The sequence below is a fragment of the Microbulbifer sp. 2205BS26-8 genome, from assembly GCF_030731025.1.
Taxonomy (GTDB): domain Bacteria; phylum Pseudomonadota; class Gammaproteobacteria; order Pseudomonadales; family Cellvibrionaceae; genus Microbulbifer; species Microbulbifer spongiae.
Window position 1 is genome coordinate 1 of record NZ_JAVAMR010000058.1, and the last position, 19,082, is coordinate 19,082.

General features: G+C 56.6%; 23 protein-coding genes and 1 tRNA gene. 9 read left to right on the forward strand and 15 right to left on the reverse strand.

From position 1 onward, the window contains the following. Together Q5Y71_RS14690 and Q5Y71_RS14695 are read left to right on the forward strand one after the other, a co-directional pair. Positions 1-553 (forward strand): hypothetical protein (locus Q5Y71_RS14690; RefSeq protein WP_306042861.1); only part of this gene is annotated, 553 nt, incomplete at its 5' end. Positions 554-555: 2 nt separating this feature from the next. Further along, entirely contained in the window at positions 556-891 is a 336-nt protein-coding gene (locus Q5Y71_RS14695; RefSeq protein ID WP_306042862.1) for a hypothetical protein, read from the forward strand. A gap of 140 nt (positions 892-1,031) precedes the next feature. On the opposite strand, the gene Q5Y71_RS17655 is transcribed toward Q5Y71_RS14695, so the two are convergent. From Q5Y71_RS17655 to Q5Y71_RS14725, 7 genes are all read right to left on the reverse strand, one after another. Continuing rightward, on the reverse strand, positions 1,032-1,094 hold the full coding sequence (locus Q5Y71_RS17655) for a hypothetical protein (RefSeq protein WP_371877071.1): 63 nt from the start codon (positions 1,092-1,094) through the stop codon (positions 1,032-1,034). 222 nt (positions 1,095-1,316) lie between these two features. After that, a tRNA-Phe gene (locus tag Q5Y71_RS14700) sits at positions 1,317-1,392 on the reverse strand. A gap of 122 nt (positions 1,393-1,514) precedes the next feature. Then, positions 1,515-1,790 (reverse strand): oxidative damage protection protein, encoded by a 276-nt coding sequence (locus Q5Y71_RS14705; protein WP_301415800.1) that lies wholly within the window; start codon positions 1,788-1,790, stop codon positions 1,515-1,517. A 16-nt stretch (positions 1,791-1,806) separates the two neighbouring features. Further along, positions 1,807-2,886 (reverse strand): A/G-specific adenine glycosylase, encoded by a 1,080-nt coding sequence (gene mutY, locus Q5Y71_RS14710; protein WP_306042863.1) that lies wholly within the window; start codon positions 2,884-2,886, stop codon positions 1,807-1,809. Between the two features lie 69 nt (positions 2,887-2,955). Next, on the reverse strand, positions 2,956-5,079 hold the full coding sequence (locus Q5Y71_RS14715) for an AsmA family protein (RefSeq protein WP_306042864.1): 2,124 nt from the start codon (positions 5,077-5,079) through the stop codon (positions 2,956-2,958). Between the two features lie 174 nt (positions 5,080-5,253). Then, entirely contained in the window at positions 5,254-7,356 is a 2,103-nt protein-coding gene (locus Q5Y71_RS14720; protein ID WP_306042865.1) for a TonB-dependent receptor, read from the reverse strand. 82 nt (positions 7,357-7,438) lie between these two features. Continuing rightward, positions 7,439-7,729: a hypothetical protein gene (locus Q5Y71_RS14725; RefSeq protein WP_306042866.1), complete on the reverse strand. Its 291-nt coding sequence runs from the start codon at positions 7,727-7,729 to the stop codon at positions 7,439-7,441. Positions 7,730-7,853: 124 nt separating this feature from the next. On the opposite strand from Q5Y71_RS14725, the gene hisB reads away from it, so the two are divergent. Genes hisB through hisF form a run of 4 tightly spaced genes read left to right on the forward strand, consistent with a single transcriptional unit; the run spans position 7,854 to position 10,639 of the window. After that, positions 7,854-8,441, forward strand: a complete 588-nt coding sequence (hisB, locus tag Q5Y71_RS14730) for an imidazoleglycerol-phosphate dehydratase HisB (RefSeq protein WP_301415805.1) — start codon at positions 7,854-7,856, stop codon at positions 8,439-8,441. Beyond that, positions 8,441-9,091 (forward strand): imidazole glycerol phosphate synthase subunit HisH, encoded by a 651-nt coding sequence (gene hisH / locus Q5Y71_RS14735; protein ID WP_306042879.1) that lies wholly within the window; start codon positions 8,441-8,443, stop codon positions 9,089-9,091. The genes hisB and hisH overlap by 1 nt, the downstream gene beginning before the upstream one ends. A 55-nt stretch (positions 9,092-9,146) precedes the next feature. Beyond that, positions 9,147-9,875, forward strand: coding sequence for a 1-(5-phosphoribosyl)-5-[(5-phosphoribosylamino)methylideneamino]imidazole-4-carboxamide isomerase (gene hisA / locus Q5Y71_RS14740; RefSeq protein WP_306042867.1), 729 nt, complete (start codon positions 9,147-9,149; stop codon positions 9,873-9,875). 2 nt (positions 9,876-9,877) lie between these two features. Further along, positions 9,878-10,639, forward strand: a complete 762-nt coding sequence (hisF, locus tag Q5Y71_RS14745) for an imidazole glycerol phosphate synthase subunit HisF (protein ID WP_306042868.1) — start codon at positions 9,878-9,880, stop codon at positions 10,637-10,639. Positions 10,640-10,776: 137 nt separating this feature from the next. Here the strand turns inward: hisF and Q5Y71_RS14750 are convergent, their stop codons facing one another. From Q5Y71_RS14750 to gpmI, 3 genes are all read right to left on the reverse strand, one after another. Beyond that, a complete protein-coding gene (locus Q5Y71_RS14750) occupies positions 10,777-12,135 on the reverse strand; it encodes a S41 family peptidase (RefSeq protein WP_306042869.1) in 1,359 nt (452 codons plus the stop codon). A 160-nt stretch (positions 12,136-12,295) separates the two neighbouring features. Continuing rightward, on the reverse strand, positions 12,296-13,423 hold the full coding sequence (locus Q5Y71_RS14755) for a murein hydrolase activator EnvC (protein ID WP_306042870.1): 1,128 nt from the start codon (positions 13,421-13,423) through the stop codon (positions 12,296-12,298). Continuing rightward, a complete protein-coding gene (gene gpmI, locus Q5Y71_RS14760) occupies positions 13,423-14,970 on the reverse strand; it encodes a 2,3-bisphosphoglycerate-independent phosphoglycerate mutase (RefSeq protein WP_306042871.1) in 1,548 nt (515 codons plus the stop codon). The genes Q5Y71_RS14755 and gpmI overlap by 1 nt, the downstream gene beginning before the upstream one ends. Before the next feature lie 226 nt (positions 14,971-15,196). Here gpmI and Q5Y71_RS14765 point away from each other — a divergent pair, with 226 nt between their 5' ends. From Q5Y71_RS14765 to secB, 3 genes are all read left to right on the forward strand, one after another. After that, positions 15,197-15,613, forward strand: coding sequence for a rhodanese-like domain-containing protein (locus tag Q5Y71_RS14765; RefSeq protein ID WP_306042872.1), 417 nt, complete (start codon positions 15,197-15,199; stop codon positions 15,611-15,613). A 40-nt stretch (positions 15,614-15,653) separates the two neighbouring features. Further along, positions 15,654-15,914, forward strand: coding sequence for a glutaredoxin 3 (gene grxC / locus Q5Y71_RS14770; RefSeq protein WP_306042873.1), 261 nt, complete (start codon positions 15,654-15,656; stop codon positions 15,912-15,914). 158 nt (positions 15,915-16,072) lie between these two features. Next, positions 16,073-16,570, forward strand: coding sequence for a protein-export chaperone SecB (secB, locus tag Q5Y71_RS14775; RefSeq protein WP_306042874.1), 498 nt, complete (start codon positions 16,073-16,075; stop codon positions 16,568-16,570). Positions 16,571-16,736: 166 nt separating this feature from the next. On the opposite strand, the gene Q5Y71_RS17660 is transcribed toward secB, so the two are convergent. The 5 genes from Q5Y71_RS17660 to Q5Y71_RS14795 all read right to left on the reverse strand — a co-directional run. Further along, a complete protein-coding gene (locus Q5Y71_RS17660) occupies positions 16,737-17,003 on the reverse strand; it encodes a helix-turn-helix transcriptional regulator (RefSeq protein ID WP_371877070.1) in 267 nt (88 codons plus the stop codon). A 54-nt stretch (positions 17,004-17,057) separates the two neighbouring features. After that, complete coding sequence (locus Q5Y71_RS14780; RefSeq protein WP_306042875.1) at positions 17,058-17,774, reverse strand: phage antirepressor; 717 nt, start codon at positions 17,772-17,774, stop codon at positions 17,058-17,060. A gap of 408 nt (positions 17,775-18,182) precedes the next feature. After that, positions 18,183-18,410, reverse strand: coding sequence for a hypothetical protein (locus Q5Y71_RS14785; RefSeq protein WP_306042876.1), 228 nt, complete (start codon positions 18,408-18,410; stop codon positions 18,183-18,185). 25 nt (positions 18,411-18,435) lie between these two features. Next, positions 18,436-18,693, reverse strand: coding sequence for a hypothetical protein (locus Q5Y71_RS14790; protein WP_306042877.1), 258 nt, complete (start codon positions 18,691-18,693; stop codon positions 18,436-18,438). Between the two features lie 115 nt (positions 18,694-18,808). Then, positions 18,809-19,082 (reverse strand): hypothetical protein (locus tag Q5Y71_RS14795; RefSeq protein WP_306042878.1); only part of this gene is annotated, 274 nt, incomplete at its 5' end.

Here is a 19,082-nt window from a genome sequence, read left to right on the forward strand (position 1 = left end):
TATCATAGATCATTCGCTAGACTTAAAAGATGTCGGCAGAGAAGTTCTGCGTTTACTCGAAGGCATTCCGGGTGAGGGCGCCGTCGTCGGCGGGGCAGTCAAACTTGGATCTATCATACTCGTCAGAAATGCTTCGGTCGCTATAAAGGGGATACCTTTTGGATTTAAAAATACTGATGATTTTGCGCAATTCGGTAAGACTCTAAATTCAGGGCTTGCTGATGCCGGTTTTAGTGGTACGAAAGCTTTGCTTCAAGGAAGCGCTGTAACTAGTAAAAGCTTCAGAACTGGGAAAGCATTCGATGCTGGTCGCGTAAGTGATTTTGATATAGCGCTCGCGGGACCGCAGATTCTTGCAAGAGCCCAACAACTTGGGATTGGGTTGAGATCAGGGGGGACTCGAACTGGACCACTTAATGCTGCCCAAATACAACGCTTGGGCTTAGGGAGTATACAGTCTACTTTATCAAAGCAAGCGGGGCGTCCCGTAAACTTTATGATTTATGGAAACGCTGGTGCAGCCGCCAGCAGGGCACCAAGTATAGGATTCTAGTTATGATTCAAAAATCATACGACCTTTATGGCGTTGATTGCGAAAGTCTGGATGCTGCTAAGACTTTGATCGAGGCACTGTTTAATATCGTTATGGTGGCGCACGAGAGTGGCCTTCATTGCGGTGAGTACTATCGTCTATACGACGTAGGCCAGGAGCATTTTATTCTTCAAAACAACTATGATGATTTTGAGGATGAGTGGACGGAGGAAGCTTTTTCGAAATACCCCGTACTTTTCTATGTAAATGAAACTGATAGATCATATGATTTAAAAGAAATTTTACTTAAAGATAAACGGCTAGCTCTTTTAAGGCATGAAGAGCTTCAGATTTGCTAGATCTTATAATTGATTGCTACAACGAATTATTGGGTTCGAAGTAAAATATTGACACTATATTTTACTTCCCATTCTTACCCGGCACCACAAATTCAAAGTCTCCCGACAGACCCCTCTGTCGGGATTTATTTTTAGCAGGGCTATTCAACAGTCAGCACCAGACACCCCGCCAGCACCCTGACCTTGACCGGCGTATCCACCACAAAGCCGGCCCGTTCAAGCCAGTGGCCCCTGATGAGTGGATACCACCTTATGATCCAGTTAAGGCAATTTATATTCAGCGGTTTATGGCAATAGTGGAGAAGTATGGGCTGGCTCTAACTGAAGAGGAATCGGTTCAGTTTCCGGCGGGGCTGAGAATCTGAGGGGAATTGCACCAGATTTGCACCAAAATACATATAACTTATTGATTTATTGGGAATAGATGGTGCCCAGAGGCGGAATCGAACCACCGACACGGGGATTTTCAGTCCCCTGCTCTACCGACTGAGCTATCTGGGCATTGCGATCCTCTCGGGTCCCCCAAGGGCCGCGAGGCGCGTATTAAACCTGCTCCCAAGGCCGGAGTCAATGCCTTGATTGTAAAAAGTTTTTCCTTGCCGGGGGCGGTTTTCACAGCCCCGTTAGGGGCCCTCCGGGGGGGCGTAACCTTCCACCAGATCGTACTCCCCACCGCTTAGAAACTTCTGCATCTGTTCGCTCAGGTAGGTGCGGCTGGACGGCTCCATCATGTTCAGATGCTTTTCATTGATCAGCATGGTCTGGTGAGACAGCCATTCCTGCCAGGCTTTTTTGGAGACGTGTTCAAAAATATCCATACCCTTGGGGCCAGGGAAGGGGGGGGTGTCCAGTCCCTCCAGCTCTTGTTGGTATTTGCGGCAGAATACGGTTCTGGACATGGATTCCTCCTGGTTGTCAGTCGGTCGTGGCCAGCAGGGGCGCCCGTAGTGCAAGTAGCTGTTTAGCCAGCTTAACGATTGGTGCGGGCAGCCCTACCTCCTGAGCGGCGCGAGGGCGATTCAAGTTGCGCAATTTATACCAGCCGGCACCGCGTTTTGCTACTTGTGTGGGGGCTTTGGCGAGCTGTACCCACACGGGGGAAATATCCAGGTGGAAATGGGTAAAGGTGTGGCGCAGCGGTGGCAGAGGCTGAATTGTGCTGGCGCGCCAGAGCCGTTGATCGAGCCAGTCCTGGGTGTCGTCAGACTGGGGCGGGCACCAGAGGCCGCCCCAGATGCCTTTGGCAGGGCGCTGTTCCAGATAGATTTCGCCAGCGTATTCCAGCAGCAGCATGGTGGCGCTACGTGTGGGTTTTTGCTGACGCGGTTTCTTGTGAGGATACGTCTGGGGATTGCCCTGGGCATGGGCCCTGCAGCATTTCTTTAGCGGGCAGCCGTGGCAGTTTGGTGTGGAGCGGGTACAAAGAGTGGCGCCCAGGTCCATGATGGCCTGAGTATAAAGGTTACCCTGGGTGTCGGGGGTATAGATCTCGGCCAATTGCCAGAGTTTGTTGGCGACTGCTGTGCGGCCGGGCCAGCCCTCCACAGCGTGATAGCGGGCCAACACCCGCTTCACATTTCCATCCAGAATCGATGCCTTCATCCCCATGCTGATGCTGGCAATGGCGCCGGCGGTGGAGCGGCCGATACCGCTGAGCCCGGTGAGGGCATCCAGGTTGCGGGGGAACTCGCCATTGTATTGATCCTGTACGGTCTGTGCGCATTTGTGCAGATTGCGGGCGCGGGCATAGTATCCGAGGCCGCTCCAGTGGGCCAGCACTTGTTCCAGAGGTGCGTGGGCCAGGGTTTGCAGGGTGGGGAAGCTGTTCATAAAGCGAGCATAGTAGGGAATCACTGCACTGACCTGGGTCTGTTGCAGCATGATTTCCGAAACCCAGACACGGTAGGGGGTGATGTCCTGCTGCCAGGGCAGATCCTTGCGCCCGTGTTTGTGAAACCATTTGAGAATGGCATTTTGGAACTGCTTGGGTGTCATGGATTACTGTGCGGTTGGGCGGTGTGAATGCCTGGGATGTGCACCGGGTGTGACCCGGTGCGGTTTCAATCAGCGACCGAAGAGATTTTTCAGTTTTTCTTTCAGTTCGTCGACCTTTTCCTCCACTTTTTCGCCGTATTTCTTTTTGGCTTTGTACTTCAGTTCTTCGCGCAACAGATCGTCCAGGCGGCGGCTGTCGGGTTTGCAGGTGCCGATATCAATATCGTCGAATTGGCCCTTGCATCGCAGTGGCAGTGGGCGATTGCGCAAGCGCGGATTTTTTACCGTACAGCCGTCGGCAGAGCTGTTTTGGCCCACCAGGGAGAGACCTAGGGCGAAATCGAAGTTCTGTCTTTTCAGATTTACCGTGCCGTCTCCGGTCAAGGCAATATTATCGATGCCCGCGAGTAGATCGCCTACTTTCACCTCCTGACCTTTGATCGTGATCGTAGCGCGCAAATCCTGCAGATGGGTTTTGGCGGGCCAGTCCCGATTCGGCATCGGGGTGTTTTCCGCATAGCTGAAAAGCTGGCACAGGCCCTTCTCCAGATTGAACGGTGCAATGGACAGCTCCCTGCTGGAGAGCACCGCAGAGGCGCGCAGGTTTTGTTGCAGGCTTCTGCTGGTTTTGCCCTTGGTGAGTGCGTCCCAGTTGAGACTGGCCGCGCCGGCCAGCTGCACTTTCCTGTCGGGGAAGAGGGCCTCCTGTACCTTGCCGAGATCCACCCCGGTGAGGCCGCCGTGCACCTGGGCTTCGGCGGACTGCGCGCGCGCGTTGAGTTCACCATTGGTATCGAGTTGGCCGCCGTAAATACTGGCGCTGAGCTTTTGAAGGCGGTAGAGACCGTTGTCCACGGTGAGCTGCAGCTCGGGGCTGTCCAGTTGCAGACCGGCGGCGTGCAACTGGTCGAGGGCCAGGCTGATATTGGCGGTAAAGCCGCGCAGGGCGCTGAGGGGCAGGGGCTCTGTGGTAGCCTGCCGGGTCCCTTTTCCAATGCGGGCTGACGCAGCGGGCTGTACCGTGTGGGCCTTGGGGGCGGGCTGAATCTGCTTGGCCGCCCGGGAAGCCTCAGGCGCTTGTGTCTCCCTGGCATTTTCTTCTGGCGGGGGGGGCAGGTAGTTATCCAGGTTAAAAGTTCCGCCGCGCAGGCTCAGGTCGAGGCCCGGCAGTTCGGCATTGCGCACCTGGGCACTGCCACTGAAGGCAGTGTTGTCAAGCCGCAGTTGCAGGGGCGTCAGGTCCAGTTTCTGTTCCGAGCCCTCGATACTGGCCTCGATACTGAGTTTTTGCAGGGCGGTATCGTCACGGGGGGTAAATGCCGTTTCGGTCAACGCCAGCCAGGGGCGCAGGGGGTCAGCACTGGCGTTGAGGTTCATTTGCACCCGCCAGGGCTGATTGCTGTTGTCACGGCGCAGGTAACCGCGCAGGTGTGCCGTGGCTCTGGCGCCGTTGTCAGCGGCAAAACCCAGCTGCAGGGGCTGCAGGCGCAGTCCGTTGAGACTCTCATCCAGAGCGAGGGTACTCTCCAGTTGCAGCTTCAAGGGGGCCTGCAGGCTGCTGCCGCGTACCTCGGCGTCGGCGCTGAGCTGTCCTGGCTCGCCCCCGGGAATCAGGTTGTCGGCAGTGACGCGCAAATCTGCCAGTTTGAATTCCCTGCCGGTGCGGGCATCGCGATAGGCGACAAGGCCCTGCTGGATGCGCAGTTTTTTCAGGCTGAATTGTATGCTCTGCTGGGCGGGCTGCTGCGTGCGTTTGGGGATATCCAGTTTGGGGGGCAGCTTGCGCTGTGCTTCCAGCGCCTGGCTGACCCGTTGCCAGTTGCTGCGCCCTTCGCTGTCCACGGAGAATTCGATCTGCGGTGCCACCAGCACAACTTCCCGGGCCTCTATACGGCGCTGCAGAAGGGGTTTAAGGGCGACACCCACGGCGATACGCTCCGCACGCACCAGTTTCTCCCGGGGAAGCTGCAGCGGGGCCAGCTGTACGTCGCTCAGTTGCAGGCCCAGCTGCGGCCAGAGCTGCCAGCTGATATCCCCGTCGAGTTTGAGGGCAATGCCCTGTTTGGCGGCGAGCTTCTCAAATTGGGGCTTGTATTGGTTTACATCGAGGCCCACCAGCAGCCAGGCAACTGCGCCGGCAAGCAGCAGGAAAATGATCAAAAGGGCGATAAAGGTGCGCTTGATCCAGGCCATGGAGAGGGTTGTCCCTGTTTGTTCACTAGAAGGCGGGTCGCGTGTGCCGACCGTGCGGATGTTGCGGCGTGGCTCGAGGTTCCCGCGCTCTCTGCAATGAGCTTATGCGGGAAGTGTAGGAGATGCAGCCCCACGGGGCTGAGCGCGCCGCGGGGCCATTGAAGCAGTTGTCTATCAGAAAATAAACCGTACGCCCGCCTCAAAGCTGCGACCTGGAGCTGGCGCAAAGTCCCGCAACAGGGAGGTGGAGTAACGTATTTCCTCATCGAGCAGGTTGTGCGCGCTGGCAAAGAACACCGCGTCGCTGCCGCCGATGGTGAAATTGTAATGGGCCTTCAGGTCCATGCGAGTGTAGCCATCGATGGGTTCTTCAAAGGGGCCAACACGGTCCTGGTCAGCCGCCTGTACCGTGCGCCATTCCCAGCCCCATTGGTCGTAGTCCGCACCCAGGGCCAGGCCGGCCCGCAGAGGCGGCATGCGCGGCACATAGGAACTCTCGCCGGCAATGGTGTTGTCAAAGCGGGCACGGACCATATCGCCGAACAGGGTCAGGTAGAGGGTCTCCCGCAAGGGTAGTGTGGCGGACACCTCTGCGCCGTAAAAAGTCGCATCGCGGTTGGTGTATTGGTAGACCGGTAACTCCTCTTTGATATCTCCTGTATTTTTTGCGTAGATGTAGTCACCAACACGGTTGTAAAAAAGATTGGCCTCAAACTGTAAGGCGTGCCAGCCTTTGGCCTGCCCATTGTGGTGGTGATAACCCAGTTCAAGGTTGATTGCAGCCTCTTTGTCCAAGTCGCTATTGCCCAGCACATAGCGGAACTCGGCCAGGTGAGCGCCGTCGGCGAACAGTTCCTCTGCTACCGGCGCACGCTCTGAGCGGGTGGCACCGAAACTGAGGTGCTGGTGGTCGGCGAAGAAGTACTGGAGCGTGCTGCTGGCGCTCAGCAGTGTGTAGTCGCGCTCACTGTCGGCTTGCGGGTCGATGTCCACCCGCTCCAGGCGCGCGCCCAAGTCCAGATGCCAGTTGTCCCAGGCCCGCTCCTTCATCGCGAAGGCACCGGCACTGCGGGTGCGAGAAGGCTGGATAAATGCCTCTTCACCCATGGCGGCTAAATCTTTGTCCATAAGTTGCAGCCCGTAGGCGCCGCGCCATTCACCGCCGCTGTCGTGGGTCAGTTCCACGCGTCCCTCCCAGGCCTGGTTGGTAAAGCGGGTGCCGGGCACACCGCCCTCCAGTTCCGTGTGTTCATAGTCGTTGTAGCCGATACGCACGCGCAGCTTGTCCCAGTAATCACTGTCGAAACGGTGCTCCCCTTTCAGGTCGTAGCGGGTCTGCGCCATATCGATACGCACCGCTTCCGGCTCGCTGTGCTCAAGTTCGTCGTGATCCTCGCCCTCGTGGTCCTCTTCTTCTTCGTGGTGGTGCTCGTGGGTACCCAGCGGGATGCCATAGTTGTTTTTGAGGCGGTTTACCGACAGGCCCACATAGCCGCTGTCGGTGATCCAGGAGACTCCGCCGCTGTAACTGTGGGCACGGGCATTGGTATTGCCCACAAATCCGTTGGTATTGAATTCTTCCTCGTGCTCGTCTTCGCCATGTTCCTCATGTTCCTCATGCGCATCGCCGCGCTCCAGGATAGCGAGGCCGGGAATTTCCGTATCGCCATTTTCCCGGTAGACCCCATCCAGATACCAGGCCAGCTGCCCGGTGCCGCCACCCAAACGAAAGACGGAGGCGTCCAGGCTGTCGGCGGTGTTGTGGCGCAGCTCCAGCGCACCCTCAAGTTCCTGGGGGACTACCGTGGGGATACGTCCGTCAATAACATTCACCACACCGCCGATCGCACCACTGCCGTAGCGCAGGGCGGCGGGGCCGCGCAGGATCTCGATACGCTCAGCCAGTAGGGGTTCGATACTGGCGGCGTGGTCGGAGCTGGTGTTGGAAGCGTCCGCCACATCCAGGTTATCGCTGAGGATCTTTACCCGGTTGGCGCTCTGCCCGCGGATCACGGGCAGTCCCACGCCACCGCCAAAGGAGGCATTTGCCACTCCGAGCTGGTCCTGAAGAGTCTGGCCCAGTGTGGTGGAGGCGGCACTGCGCAGGGCGTTGCCCGAGAGGATGGAGACCGGCGCTGCCACGGCATCTGCGGGCTTGTCCAGCGGGGATACGGTCACACTGACCTCTTCCAGGGGGGGGGTGTTTTCTTGTGCGGCATAAACTGCGGGCGCGGTGAGGCCGGCGATAGCCAGGGCCAAAGTATTGAACTTGATCATTGGTTTTATTCCTGTAACTGGAGGACATTACCGCACAGGGCAAGGTTTGCCTCCTTCAAGCAAAGTAATTGGTGAATTTGGATTAGCTGGGTGACAGGAAGGGGGGCGGCGCGCGTGCGCTCTGGCGCTCTGGCTGGCGATTGTGTGGTATTGCCGCAGTGGGCTGGTTTTCGTGGCTTTCAGGCTTTGCCTGAATGGGCGTGAACTCGCTGGCAAGTGCTGCGGGCACCTGCATACAGCACAGGTCACACACCTCTACCTGGTTGTTATCCAGGTGGAAATGTTCCGCCCACAGTGGCTGTGCGGCTACCAGAGCGAGTAGCAGGAACAGGCTGGCCCAGAAATGAGATTTTCGGCGTTTATGACTAACCATGGGCCTATGATATTTGCACGGCGCTGTGAATCAAGTTTCATTTGCTACCGGTGGGCCACAGAAGGTGCTATTCGTCCTATAATTTGCGCCCTTCGTCTTAACGCTCAAAATAGGATCGCCCTCAATGCGCAAGGCAAACGTCACCCGTGACACCCTGGAAACCAAGATACGTGTCAACCTGAATCTGGATGGCCAGGGTCATGGCCAGTTTGTTACCGGGGTCCCCTTTCTTGAGCATATGCTCGATCAAATTGCCCGCCACGGTATGCTTGACCTGGATATCACCTGTGACGGTGATACGCATATTGACGATCACCATACCGTGGAGGATATCGGGATCACCTTTGGCAAGGCCATTGCCGAGGCGCTGGGGGACAAGAGAGGCATTACCCGCTACGGCCACAGCTATGTGCCCTTGGATGAGGCCCTCTCCAGGGTGGTGATCGACTTTTCCGGGCGTCCCGGTCTGGTGATGGAGGTCCCTTTTACCCAGAGACGTATTGGTCATTTCGACACGGAACTGTTTTACGAATTTTTCCAGGGGTTTGTAAACCACGCTCTGGTGACGGTACATATCGACTGTCTGCGTGGCCACAATGCCCACCACCAGGTAGAAACGGTGTTTAAGGCCTTTGGCCGCGCCCTGCGCATGGCGCTGGCCCCGGATCCGCGCATGGCGGGCACCATGCCCTCTACCAAGGGGGTGTTGTGATGGGGAAAGTTGCGGTACTCGACTACGGCATGGGCAACCTGCACTCGGTGGCCAGTGCCCTGAATCAGGTGGCGCCGGATAGCGAGGTGGTACTGGCAACCTCTCCGGAGCAGGCTCAAAGTGCTGGGCACCTGCTGGTGCCCGGCGTGGGGGCCATTCGCGACTGTATGGTGGGATTTGAGGCGGCGGGTTTTGCACCCCTGTTGAAAGAAGCCATCTCCGCCGGTGTTCCGGTGCTGGGCATCTGTGTGGGCATGCAAATCATGATGCGCCACAGCGAGGAAAATAACGGGGTTGATTGCCTGGATATTTTTTCGCAGCCGGTAAAATTTTTTGGCAGCGATCTGCCGGAGCTTCCGCAAGGGCGGCATTTCAAGATCCCGCATATGGGTTGGAACTGTGTGCAGCAAACCTGCGAACACCCTCTTTGGCAGGGTATTGTCGACCGCAGTCGCTTCTATTTTGTCCACAGTTATTATGTGCCCGCTGTCGATAACTCGGAGGTGGCGGGGCAAACGGAATACGGTATCCCCCTGGCTGCTGCCGTGGCGCGGGGAAATATCTTTGCCACCCAGTTCCATCCGGAAAAAAGTGCCCGAGACGGTCTGCAACTGCTGAGCAACTTTGTCAACTGGAATGGCCGCATCTGACCACCACGGCCTTTTTCTGGCCACCAATAACGACTGCAGATATTAAAGACAGAACATGATTGTAATTCCCGCGATTGACTTGAAGGATGGCCAGTGCGTGCGCCTGCGCCAGGGTGAAATGGACCGTGCCACGGTGTTTTCTGACGATCCCCTGGCCACCGCCCGGCACTGGGTGCAGCAAGGGGCACGGCGTTTACACCTTGTGGACCTGAATGGTGCCTTTGCCGGTAACCCGGTCAATGAAGAGGCTGTCACCGCTATTGCCAGAGAATTCCCGGATCTGCCGGTGCAGATTGGCGGTGGCATCCGCAGCTTGCACACCATAGAACAGTACCTGAATGCCGGGGTCAACTGGGCTATTATCGGCACTGCAGCGGTGAAAAATCCGCAATTGGTACAGGAGGCCTGCCGCGAGTTTGAGGGGCACATTATTGTTGGCCTCGATGCCAAAGATGGCCTGGTGGCCACCGAGGGGTGGGCCGAGTTATCCGGACTGCAGGCCAGTGAACTGGCCAGGCGTTTTGCCGATTCCGGTGTCAGCTCGATCGTGTACACGGATATTGCCCGCGATGGCATGATGCAGGGTGTCAATATCAAGGCCACCCTGGAAGTGGCGCAGGCAGTGCAGGTGCCCGTCATCGCCTCTGGCGGTATCGGCAGCCTCGGGGATATCCAGCAACTGCTGGATGCCGGGGGTATCTACGGTGCGATTACCGGTCGTGCACTCTATGAAGGCGAGCTCAACCTGGGTGAGGCGCAGCGACTCTGCAGTTGGGGGGAATAACAGTGGCGCTGACGAAACGTATAATCCCCTGTCTCGACGTCGATGCGGGTCGTGTGGTCAAAGGGGTGAACTTTGTCAATATCCGCGATGCCGGTGACCCGGTGGAAATCGCCCGCCGCTACAATGAGGCCGGCGCCGATGAACTCACCTTCCTGGATATTACTGCCACCCACGAGCGGCGCGATACCCTTCTGCACACAGTGGAGAAGATAGCCCGCGAAATCTTTATTCCACTGACAGTTGGCGGTGGGGTTCGCACCTTGCAGGATATCCGCAATCTGCTCAATGCCGGCGCAGACAAAACCGCGATTAATTCTGCTGCGGTGCGCAATCCCGAATTTGTGCGCGAGGCTGCCGAGCGCTTCGGCAGCCAGTGTGTGGTGGTTGCTATCGATGCCAAACAGGTGGGCGACAACCGCTGGGAGACCTTCACCCATGGCGGTCGCCAGTCCACCGGGATTGATGCGGTGGCCTGGGCTCGGCAGATGGCGCGCTTTGGTGCCGGGGAGATACTGCTTACCAGTATGGACCGGGATGGCACCAAAAACGGTTTCGATTTGGCGCTGATCCGTGCGGTCTCCGAGGCTGTGCCCGTGCCGGTGATCGCCTCCGGTGGTGTGGGCAATCTGGATCATCTGGTGGAGGGGGTATTGTCTGGCGGTGCGGATGCCGTGTTGGCAGCGAGTATCTTTCACTTTGGCCGGTACAGTATCGCTGAGGCCAAAGCGTTTATGCGGGACGCCGGCATAGAAGTGCGACTGTAATCCCGCCGCCCACCGGGCTTTTTTCTGCTTGCCGGGCATATTCTGGTGTGTGGCAGAGGGCGTTGGCCGGCGCCCCGGACTCGCTGTGGTGCCGCTGGGTGCCTGAGCACGTAAGTGGCGGGACTGCGGCGCGCCTATTACAACCTTTCTTCTGCGCGGGCAATACGTGCGCGCAGTCCTCTGTCCCTGTGTGCGTAGAGATTCAGGCCCTTGAGCAGGTTGAGCGCCTCAAAGATCTGATTGTCGCGGTCCAGCCAGTTATCGAGTGCTTTTTGGGTGCGGGCGCGCGCTTCGGCATTGCGATCGGCACCGCCATTGCCATTGTCCAAGTGTCTGGCCAGATCCGCCTCAGTCGGGCGTGCCGCCTCCTCCAAACGGGTCACTTTAACTCGCTCTACGACGATATCGGGGATGATACCCTGGGCCTGAATAGAGCGGCCATTGGGGGTGTAATAGAGGGCGGTGGTCAGTTTGATAGCGCGCTGACTGTTGATGGGTATCACAGTCTGTACCGAGCCCTTGCCGAAGCTGCCAGTCCCCATGATCACTGCGCGGCGGTGATCCTGCAGGGCACCGGCGACAATTTCCGCCGCCGAGGCGGAGCCGGCATTGATCAGCACCACCAGCGGCGTGCCTTCGGTCAGATCGCCGGGTTTGGCAGAGTAACTCAGGCTGGCGGCCTCGCTGCGACCCTCTGTGTAGACGACCAGGCCCTCTTCCAGGAAGGCATCGGCCACTTCCACCGAAGATTGCAGCACACCGCCGGGATTGTTGCGCAGGTCGATAATCAGACCTTTGAGCTTGCCCTTGTTTTGCAGTTTGATCAGTGCTTCCGCCACATCCGTACCGGTATCCAGTTGGAACTGGCTGATACGCATGTAGCCGTAGCCCTCATCGAGGAACCTGCTGCGCACACTGCGCACGCGCACGGTATCCCGTTTGAGAGTGATGTCAAAAGGCGCTTTGTGACCCTTGCGTGCGATCGTCAGGGTGACGCTGGTGCCTTTGGGGCCGCGCATCCATTCCACCGCTTCGTCGAGACTGACGCCTTTGGTGGATTTGCCGGACAGGCGCAGGATCACGTCACCGGCCTTGAGGCCGGCCCGAGAGGCGGGAGTATCATCCATCGGGGTCACAACGGTGATGCGGTCGTTCTCGATGCCCACTTCAATGCCGAGACCGGCAAACTCACCGGTGGTATTGGCTTGCAGGTCATCGAAGGAGCGGCGATCCAGATAGGAGGAATGCGGGTCCAGGCCTTGCAGCATGCCTTTGATGGCGTACTCCAGCAGAGTGCGGTCATCCACCTCCTCGATATAGCCTTGGCGAATTTGCTCGAAGACCTTGGCGAAGCTGCGCAGGTCCTCGAGAGGCAGGCGTGCCGCGTTATCGGCAGTACTCTTGTTTTGTGTTTCGCTCTCACACAGCCCCAGCAAAGGCAGAACGGTGAGGGTGGCTGCACAGAGAAACCTGGTCAGCGCCTTCGGGGTGGACATATTGTTGTGACCTCTGCCTTGTTTTTTCGCCGCTTTGCGAAAGTGTAGACTGCAGACGTTGGCGGGGATTCTAAGTGGGCGCCAAATTCTACTGTGCTAGGGGATTGGTCGCAGTGTGTCCAACTGCCTTACAGGACGCTTCGAGCACACCGAGTGCAGGTCAGCTGCGACACCAGCTGGCGGGGTCCAGGGTCTTGCCGAGGTGGCGGATTTCGAAGTAGAGGGCGCTGTGGCTGTTACCACCACTGTTGCCTACCTGGGCAATAGTGTCACCGCTTTCCACCCATTCCCCAAGACTGCGGGTGAGGGACTGGTTGTGGGCATAGAGGCTCATATAGCCATTGCCGTGATCGAGAATCACCAGCATGCCCTGGCCGCGCAGATAGTCCGAAAACACGACGCGGCCCCGGTGTATGGCGCGAACAGGCTCGCCCTCGGCGGCGCGGATGGTGACCCCTTTCCAGGTAATGCCGTTGGTGCGGCGGCCGCCAAACGCATTGGTGCGACGTCCTGCAACCGGCCAGCGCATCCTGCCGCGCTGGCGCGCAAATGGCTTTTGCTCACCGGGGCCGACCAGAGAGACAATGGCGCGGCCCACCTCGTCGATCAGCTTCTGTAGGCGCGCGCGGTCGCCCTGTAGCTGTTTTAACTCGCCATTGCCATCGGCGAGCCTTGCCACCAGTTTGTCCAGAGTGCGTTTGCGGTTTTGCTGGGCACTGTGCAGCCTGCGCTGGCGTTCCTGCAACTGCGTGCGCTTTGCACCCAGGGTCGCCTGCGCGCGCTCGATGTCACTGGCCACCGTTTTGAGGGCGGCGAGGGTTTGCAGATAGGTGTCGATAATACGGGTGCGTTCTTGGAGGAAGTAGTCGTGGTAACGAAGTTGGCGGGCGATATTCTGTGGGTCTTGTTGGTTGAGGAGGAGCTTGATCTGCTCCTGTCGGCCCAGTCGGTAAGCGGCGGCAATCTCTTGCTCGACTCGCCGCTGCATACTTCGTCGGGTCTCCTGCAGTTGTAACTGCTCACGCTGGAGTTCGCGCAGCTTGTCCGAGCGAGTGCGCAGCTCTCGCTTGATCTGATCAATGCGATGATGGAGTCCGGAGATGCTTTTTTCGTTTTCTTCCAGGTCCTTGAGCAACTGGTCACGCTGGTCACGCACCTGGTTGAGTTCCTGTTGCAGGGATTCGATGTGCCGCTTGATTTCCGCGAGGCGTGCCTGTTGATCTCCCTGTGCCTGGCTCCAGGCGGGCAGTGACAGCAGGGTGATCAGAAAGAGAGTGAGGGTTTTCATCAGTCCATTTTTACCAGGCTGCGGCCAGTCATTTCCGCCGGCTGTGGCAGACCCATCAACGCTAACATGGTTGGCGCTACATCCGCCAGACTGCCGCCATCACACAGTTGTACATTGCGTGTGCCGATATAGACAAACGGTACAGGCAGGGTGGAGTGCTGGGTGCTCACCTGTCCCGAGTCAGTGTCGAACATCACCTCTACATTGCCATGGTCGGCGGTGATGAGCACCTCGCCACCGGCAGCCAGGGTCGCATCCACAACCCGTCCAATACAGTGATCGAGGGCTTCTACCGCCTTCACTGCGGCTTCGAAGACGCCGGTGTGACCCACCATATCGCCATTGGCATAGTTACAGATAATGGCGTCGATTCCCCCACTCTGGATGGCCGCCACCAGTTTGTCGGTCACTTCCGGTGCGCTCATTTCCGGCTGTAGGTCATAGGTAGCCACATCCGGGGATTTGATCAGTTCGCGGGTCTCGCCAGGGTAGGGCGCCTCGCGACCGCCACTGAAAAAGAAAGTCACGTGGGCGTACTTTTCCGTCTCTGCGATTCGCAGTTGGGTTTTACCTAGGGCGGAAAGGTATTCGCCCAGGGAGTTCTCCAGAGTCTCCGGCGGGAAGGCGCAACTGGCATGGATATCAGAGGCGTATTCGGTGGTCATCACGAAGTCCGCCAGTGCCGGTCTGGTTTTGCGCTTGAAACCGCTGAAGTCTTTGTCGGTAAAGGCACGGGTCAGCTGGCGCGCGCGGTCCGGGCGGAAATTCATAAAGATCAGCGCATCACCATCGCTGATGGGGGCCGGTTCACCGATACGTGTGGGGGCGACAAACTCATCGTTCTCACCGCGCGTATAGGCGGCGGTTAGCCCCGCCAGGGCATCGCTGGCCTCGTGCTCTGCAGTACCCAGGGTCAGCATGTCGTAGACCGATTCAGTGCGCTCCCAGCGCTGATCGCGGTCCATGGCATAGTAGCGCCCGGCCAGGGTGGCCAGGCGGGCATTGCCGAGGGTGTCGCAGACCTGCATCAGGCGGGCAACAGACGACTCGGCACTGCGCGGCGGTGTATCGCGGCCATCGAGGAAGGCGTGCACGTAAATGGCTCGGGCACCGCGCTGGGCGGCCAGGGTCACCATGGCGACGATGTGGTCCTCGTGGCTGTGCACACCGCCCTCTGAAAGCAGGCCCATAATATGTACGGCGCCTTGGTTGGCAATGGCCTTGTCAACCGCTCTGGTATAGGCGCTGTTGCGAAAGAATTCGCCGTCCTTGATGGCCTTATTGATGCGGGTGTAACTCTGGTAGACTACACGGCCCGCACCCAGGGTCATATGGCCCACTTCGGAGTTACCCATTTGACCATCCGGTAGACCCACAGCCATACCCGAGGTCTGGAGCAGCGTCTTGGGGCGGTTTGCCCAGAGATTGTCCCACACTGGCGTATGCGCGGCGTGAATCGCATTGTGCCGGGGGTTGTCGCTGTGGCCGAAGCCGTCCAGAATCAGCAGGACCAGAGGGCGTTTTTGCGAGGCTTGCGAAACGGCCATAGCAACGGGTTTCCTGTTCCAAAAATTTGTACTGTGGGCGCGGATTTTAACCTGTTAGGACCCCCTTTCACTATGTCAATTTGCACAAGTATGGCTTTGTAGAGTCTATGCGAGGGCAGCGGCAACACCATTTAGCTGGTTAGAATTTCGCCAGAATCGTGTATACTCCCGCCACCCTTGGCGCTGGCGCGCCATATCGATAACCACTAAGGATTTTGGGGGCGAAGTGGATTTTTTCGTCTTTTTGAGTGAACAGTGGCTGCTGGTCGGCCTGCTTGTGGCTCTGCTCTATACGTTGGCTATCAGTGAGCGCTACCGGGCTGGTGTGCCGGTATCCCTGCATGAGGTGACCAGGCTGATTAACAGTGACGGGGCCCGGGTGCTGGATGTGCGTGACCGCAATGAATTTATTGCCGGTCATATCGTCGAAGCCGTGCATATTCCCCATGGAGAGCTTTCCGACCGCCTCGGCGAACTGGCGCCTTTGAAGGACAAGGTCGTTATTGTAGCGGACAAATTGGGCCAGCATGCGGGCCCTGCGGGGCGTCTGTTAAAACAGAAGGGCTTCCAGGTGCGCCGCCTCCAGGGAGGCATGAGCGAGTGGAGCAACCAAAACCTGCCTCTAGTCAAGGGCCAGGGCTAGGATGACCCGTGGCATTGATGACATTCGATGAAATTGAGTAATGCAAGAAATAGTCATCTATACAACCCGCTTCTGTCCCTATTGCATCCGGGCCAAGCGATTGCTAAGCGACAAGGGTGTGGTCTATCGCGAGATCGGTGTGGATAACAAACCGGGCCTGCGTGCACAAATGGCGGCCCTGGCCGGGCGACGCTCGGTGCCACAGATCTGGATCGGTGATTATCATGTGGGCGGTTGCGATGAGTTGATGGCGCTTGCGCGAGGGCATAAGCTCGATGACCTGCTTTCCGCCGCTAGTTGACGAAGGCTGGCGCCGGTGGCCACTCGCGGCCGCCGGTGTTTGCTTATTATCCAATCCGGGGCTTGAAACGGTATTTGTAGGCTCCACCTGGAGGCTTACTTACGGGGTCTTTCTCATGGAAGGCATCATTAATTTTTTTATAAAGAACAGGCGGTAACATGGCTGAAGAACTAAATGGCGCGGCGGTAAATGCAGAGGCTCCGAAAGTACAATTCGCGATGCAACGCATCTACCTGAAAGACCTCTCTTTTGAGACGCCAATGGGTGTAGAGGTGTTCAAAAAACAGTGGAAACCACAGGTTAACCAGGAATTGAATACCAAGACTGCCAAGATTGATGAAGATCTGTACGAAGTGGCACTGACCCTCACTATTACCGTCAAACTGGAGGAGGAGACTGCCTTTCTGGTGGAGGTGAAGCAGGCCGGCTTGTTTGGTATCAAAGGGTTGGAGGGCCAGCAACTGGCTCAGGCGCTAAATACTGCCTGTCCTCAAATCCTGTTCCCCTACGCCCGTGAGGTGATCGACAACGCCGTTGTCAAGGGCTCTTTCCCGGCTTTGATGCTGCCGCCGGTCAACTTCGATGCACTGTTCGCAACGGCTTTGAACCAGGCGCAAAAACAGGCTGAGGGTGCCCAGGCGCAAGCGGATGCTTAGCGGTTGCCCGAATGATAAAAGAGGCCCCTCCGGGGCACCGATAACTTATTTAAAATCAATTAGTTATCTGTAATTTGGTGCAAATCTGGTGCACCTCTTTTCATCTCTTTCTGGCTCTTTAACTTTAATAGCGCGATTTGTCGCGTGTGAGTCAGGAGGAGATTTATCATGTGGCCCTTGGACGGCCAGGCCCTACCCTTCTTGAAGGCCGCTGCTTCTTAGCCCAGTCCCGTACTTCCTCAGAAACCCACCGACGCCCTCCAATACCAGCAATCTTCACTGGCTGTGGGAATTCAGACTTTGCTGATATTCTGAAAACGGTTGACTCACTACAGCTCAAATAAGCCGCAATATCTTCGCTGGTCCAAAGCCGAGTATGCGCACCCCGAAGCGCGGCAGTGATTGTATCTACGATTTTTTCAACTTCGCTCATCGTTCCTTCCAATAAACTGCGGCGCGGCAGAGGCCGCACCTATCTTTCAACTCTCTAAAGTGCAGCGGCCAGCTTGACCAAACCCTTGGGGGTCACCAGCACTTGCTCCACTATCTTTTCGCTGCCGTCTGAGCGCTCTACGGTGTTTACCTTATGTTCCAGGTGGCCAGATTGGATGCGGTGCTGATATGCCGTCCAGCGGCCACCTGCGCGGCGATAAATCCATCGGTGGGACTGGAGCCAGGCAAACAGGTCTTTCGGGCGCGTCTGCAAATCTTTGGCTGCACTGGTGATACAGAGCGAGCCGTCACTGGTGGCGATTCGGTCATAGGCAATCACCTTGGGTTTCAGCTCGGCTACCTCTCCCTCCAGGCGTAGGCGTTCCTGTTCGGAGTCCATGGCTATCTTGAGGATGTCCATGCGGCTCAGGTCCTGGGGCCTGGCTGTGTAGCTACCGGTTTTGCGGATACTGGGCAAGACATGGCCAACAACCCATTCCTCGAAGGCTTCGGCCTCTGGGAGCTTGGAGCGCATGATCAGGCGGTAGACATCGCGTTCGGGGATGATGGTTACTTTTTGCTCTCTGCCCATGGCGTCGCGAATCGCGACCCCATCGGAAATGGCGCATTTACAGTGCTTGGCAATAGCATCCCGCGTATTTTTATAACCCAGCGCTTCAGCTACGTCCTTGCCAACAAAGTAGGGTTCGTCTTCGCGCTTGACTGTCCGCACTCGGTTTTGATGAAAGTTAAAGGGAATTATGTCGGTCATCGTTTCTCTCCTTGCCGTTCCTTAAGAGGCTTCTCTTACTCAAATCTCAACTTCCCACTCACAGTTTTTATCGATGCAGTTCTTGAAATCTTCTCTGATTCTCTTTCTTCGTATCCTCGTTACGCCACCACACTAGGCGGAGGACCACCAAGAAAAGAGGCCCGCCAAACACCGCCATTAACGTTGCCGGAAAAGATAAATTAGTGCCCATCAATCTCAGAGAGGCACTTAATGAACATATCCAAACGATTAGCAGGCAAGACAAGGAAAAAACCGATAGTTCCACTATTCCCCCTTTACGCTATGCCGCCACTTGCTCACGAATGGTCACACCACAATTCACTTGTACTAGGGTACGAGCCACCATAGGACTGGAATTTTCCATTTGTTCATCTGGGCTACCTGCTTTTATTGGGTGCCAGCCTCACATTCCACCAACTTGCCATCGATGACTTTGTAAATAGTTGTAGCGTCGGTCTTTTTATCAAAGATTTGCACCCAATCTACAAAGGGGTCTTTGGCTATTTGCTCTGCCTTTTCCTTTGCTTCCTCCTTGGTTTCGAGTGACTCCAGAAAATCTTTTACCCCGCCCATCAGTAAGTTATATGTGCCGCAAAAAAGTGCGTATCTATTCATTAGTTTCTCCAGACTTTATTAATAGTTAAGAGTGAGGGTGTATTTGTATACCCTGAATTGTTATCTCTTTTGGCGCCCGTATTTCTTTCTTTGAGGCGCTGCCTGTATTTTTCTTGATAAGCTCAGAAACTACCGCCTTCTCAAGGTCGGCATATTTGCCAGGATATAAAGCCACTCTTGAAGGGAGGGTATTTTTACGGAGTTGAAATTCATATATAAACCGCTGCACTTCACCTATTATCGCGGTGGCTTTTTTGTTGAGCTGTAATGCTGAAATGTCCATGGTTAATCCCTAAAAAGGGGCCCAGTACCTGCGACCCAAACAGTGGGGGTACAGCTGACTGAATACGCCAGGAGTGCGGTGGAAATATTTTTCCTTGTGAGAATATTCGTGAAAGCTAAGCAGCTTGTTCAGTTAAATTATTTCTGTACTGATCGACCAACTTGTCAAACTTCAGCAAGTCAGTTTCCAACTCATCAATGTAGTTATCATCACGCTCCATTTTTCGTACCGTAAGAGCCCTATCAATATTTTTTAGGGCGGGGCAATACAGAACAAAATGCCACCATTTGCGCCCTGTCAGCCACATACAGCCTTGTATCTGGTCCCTGAATTCATCTAGGCTTTCATCGAGTAAAATAGGCCGAAGACGCTCTGGAGAGACGAGACAC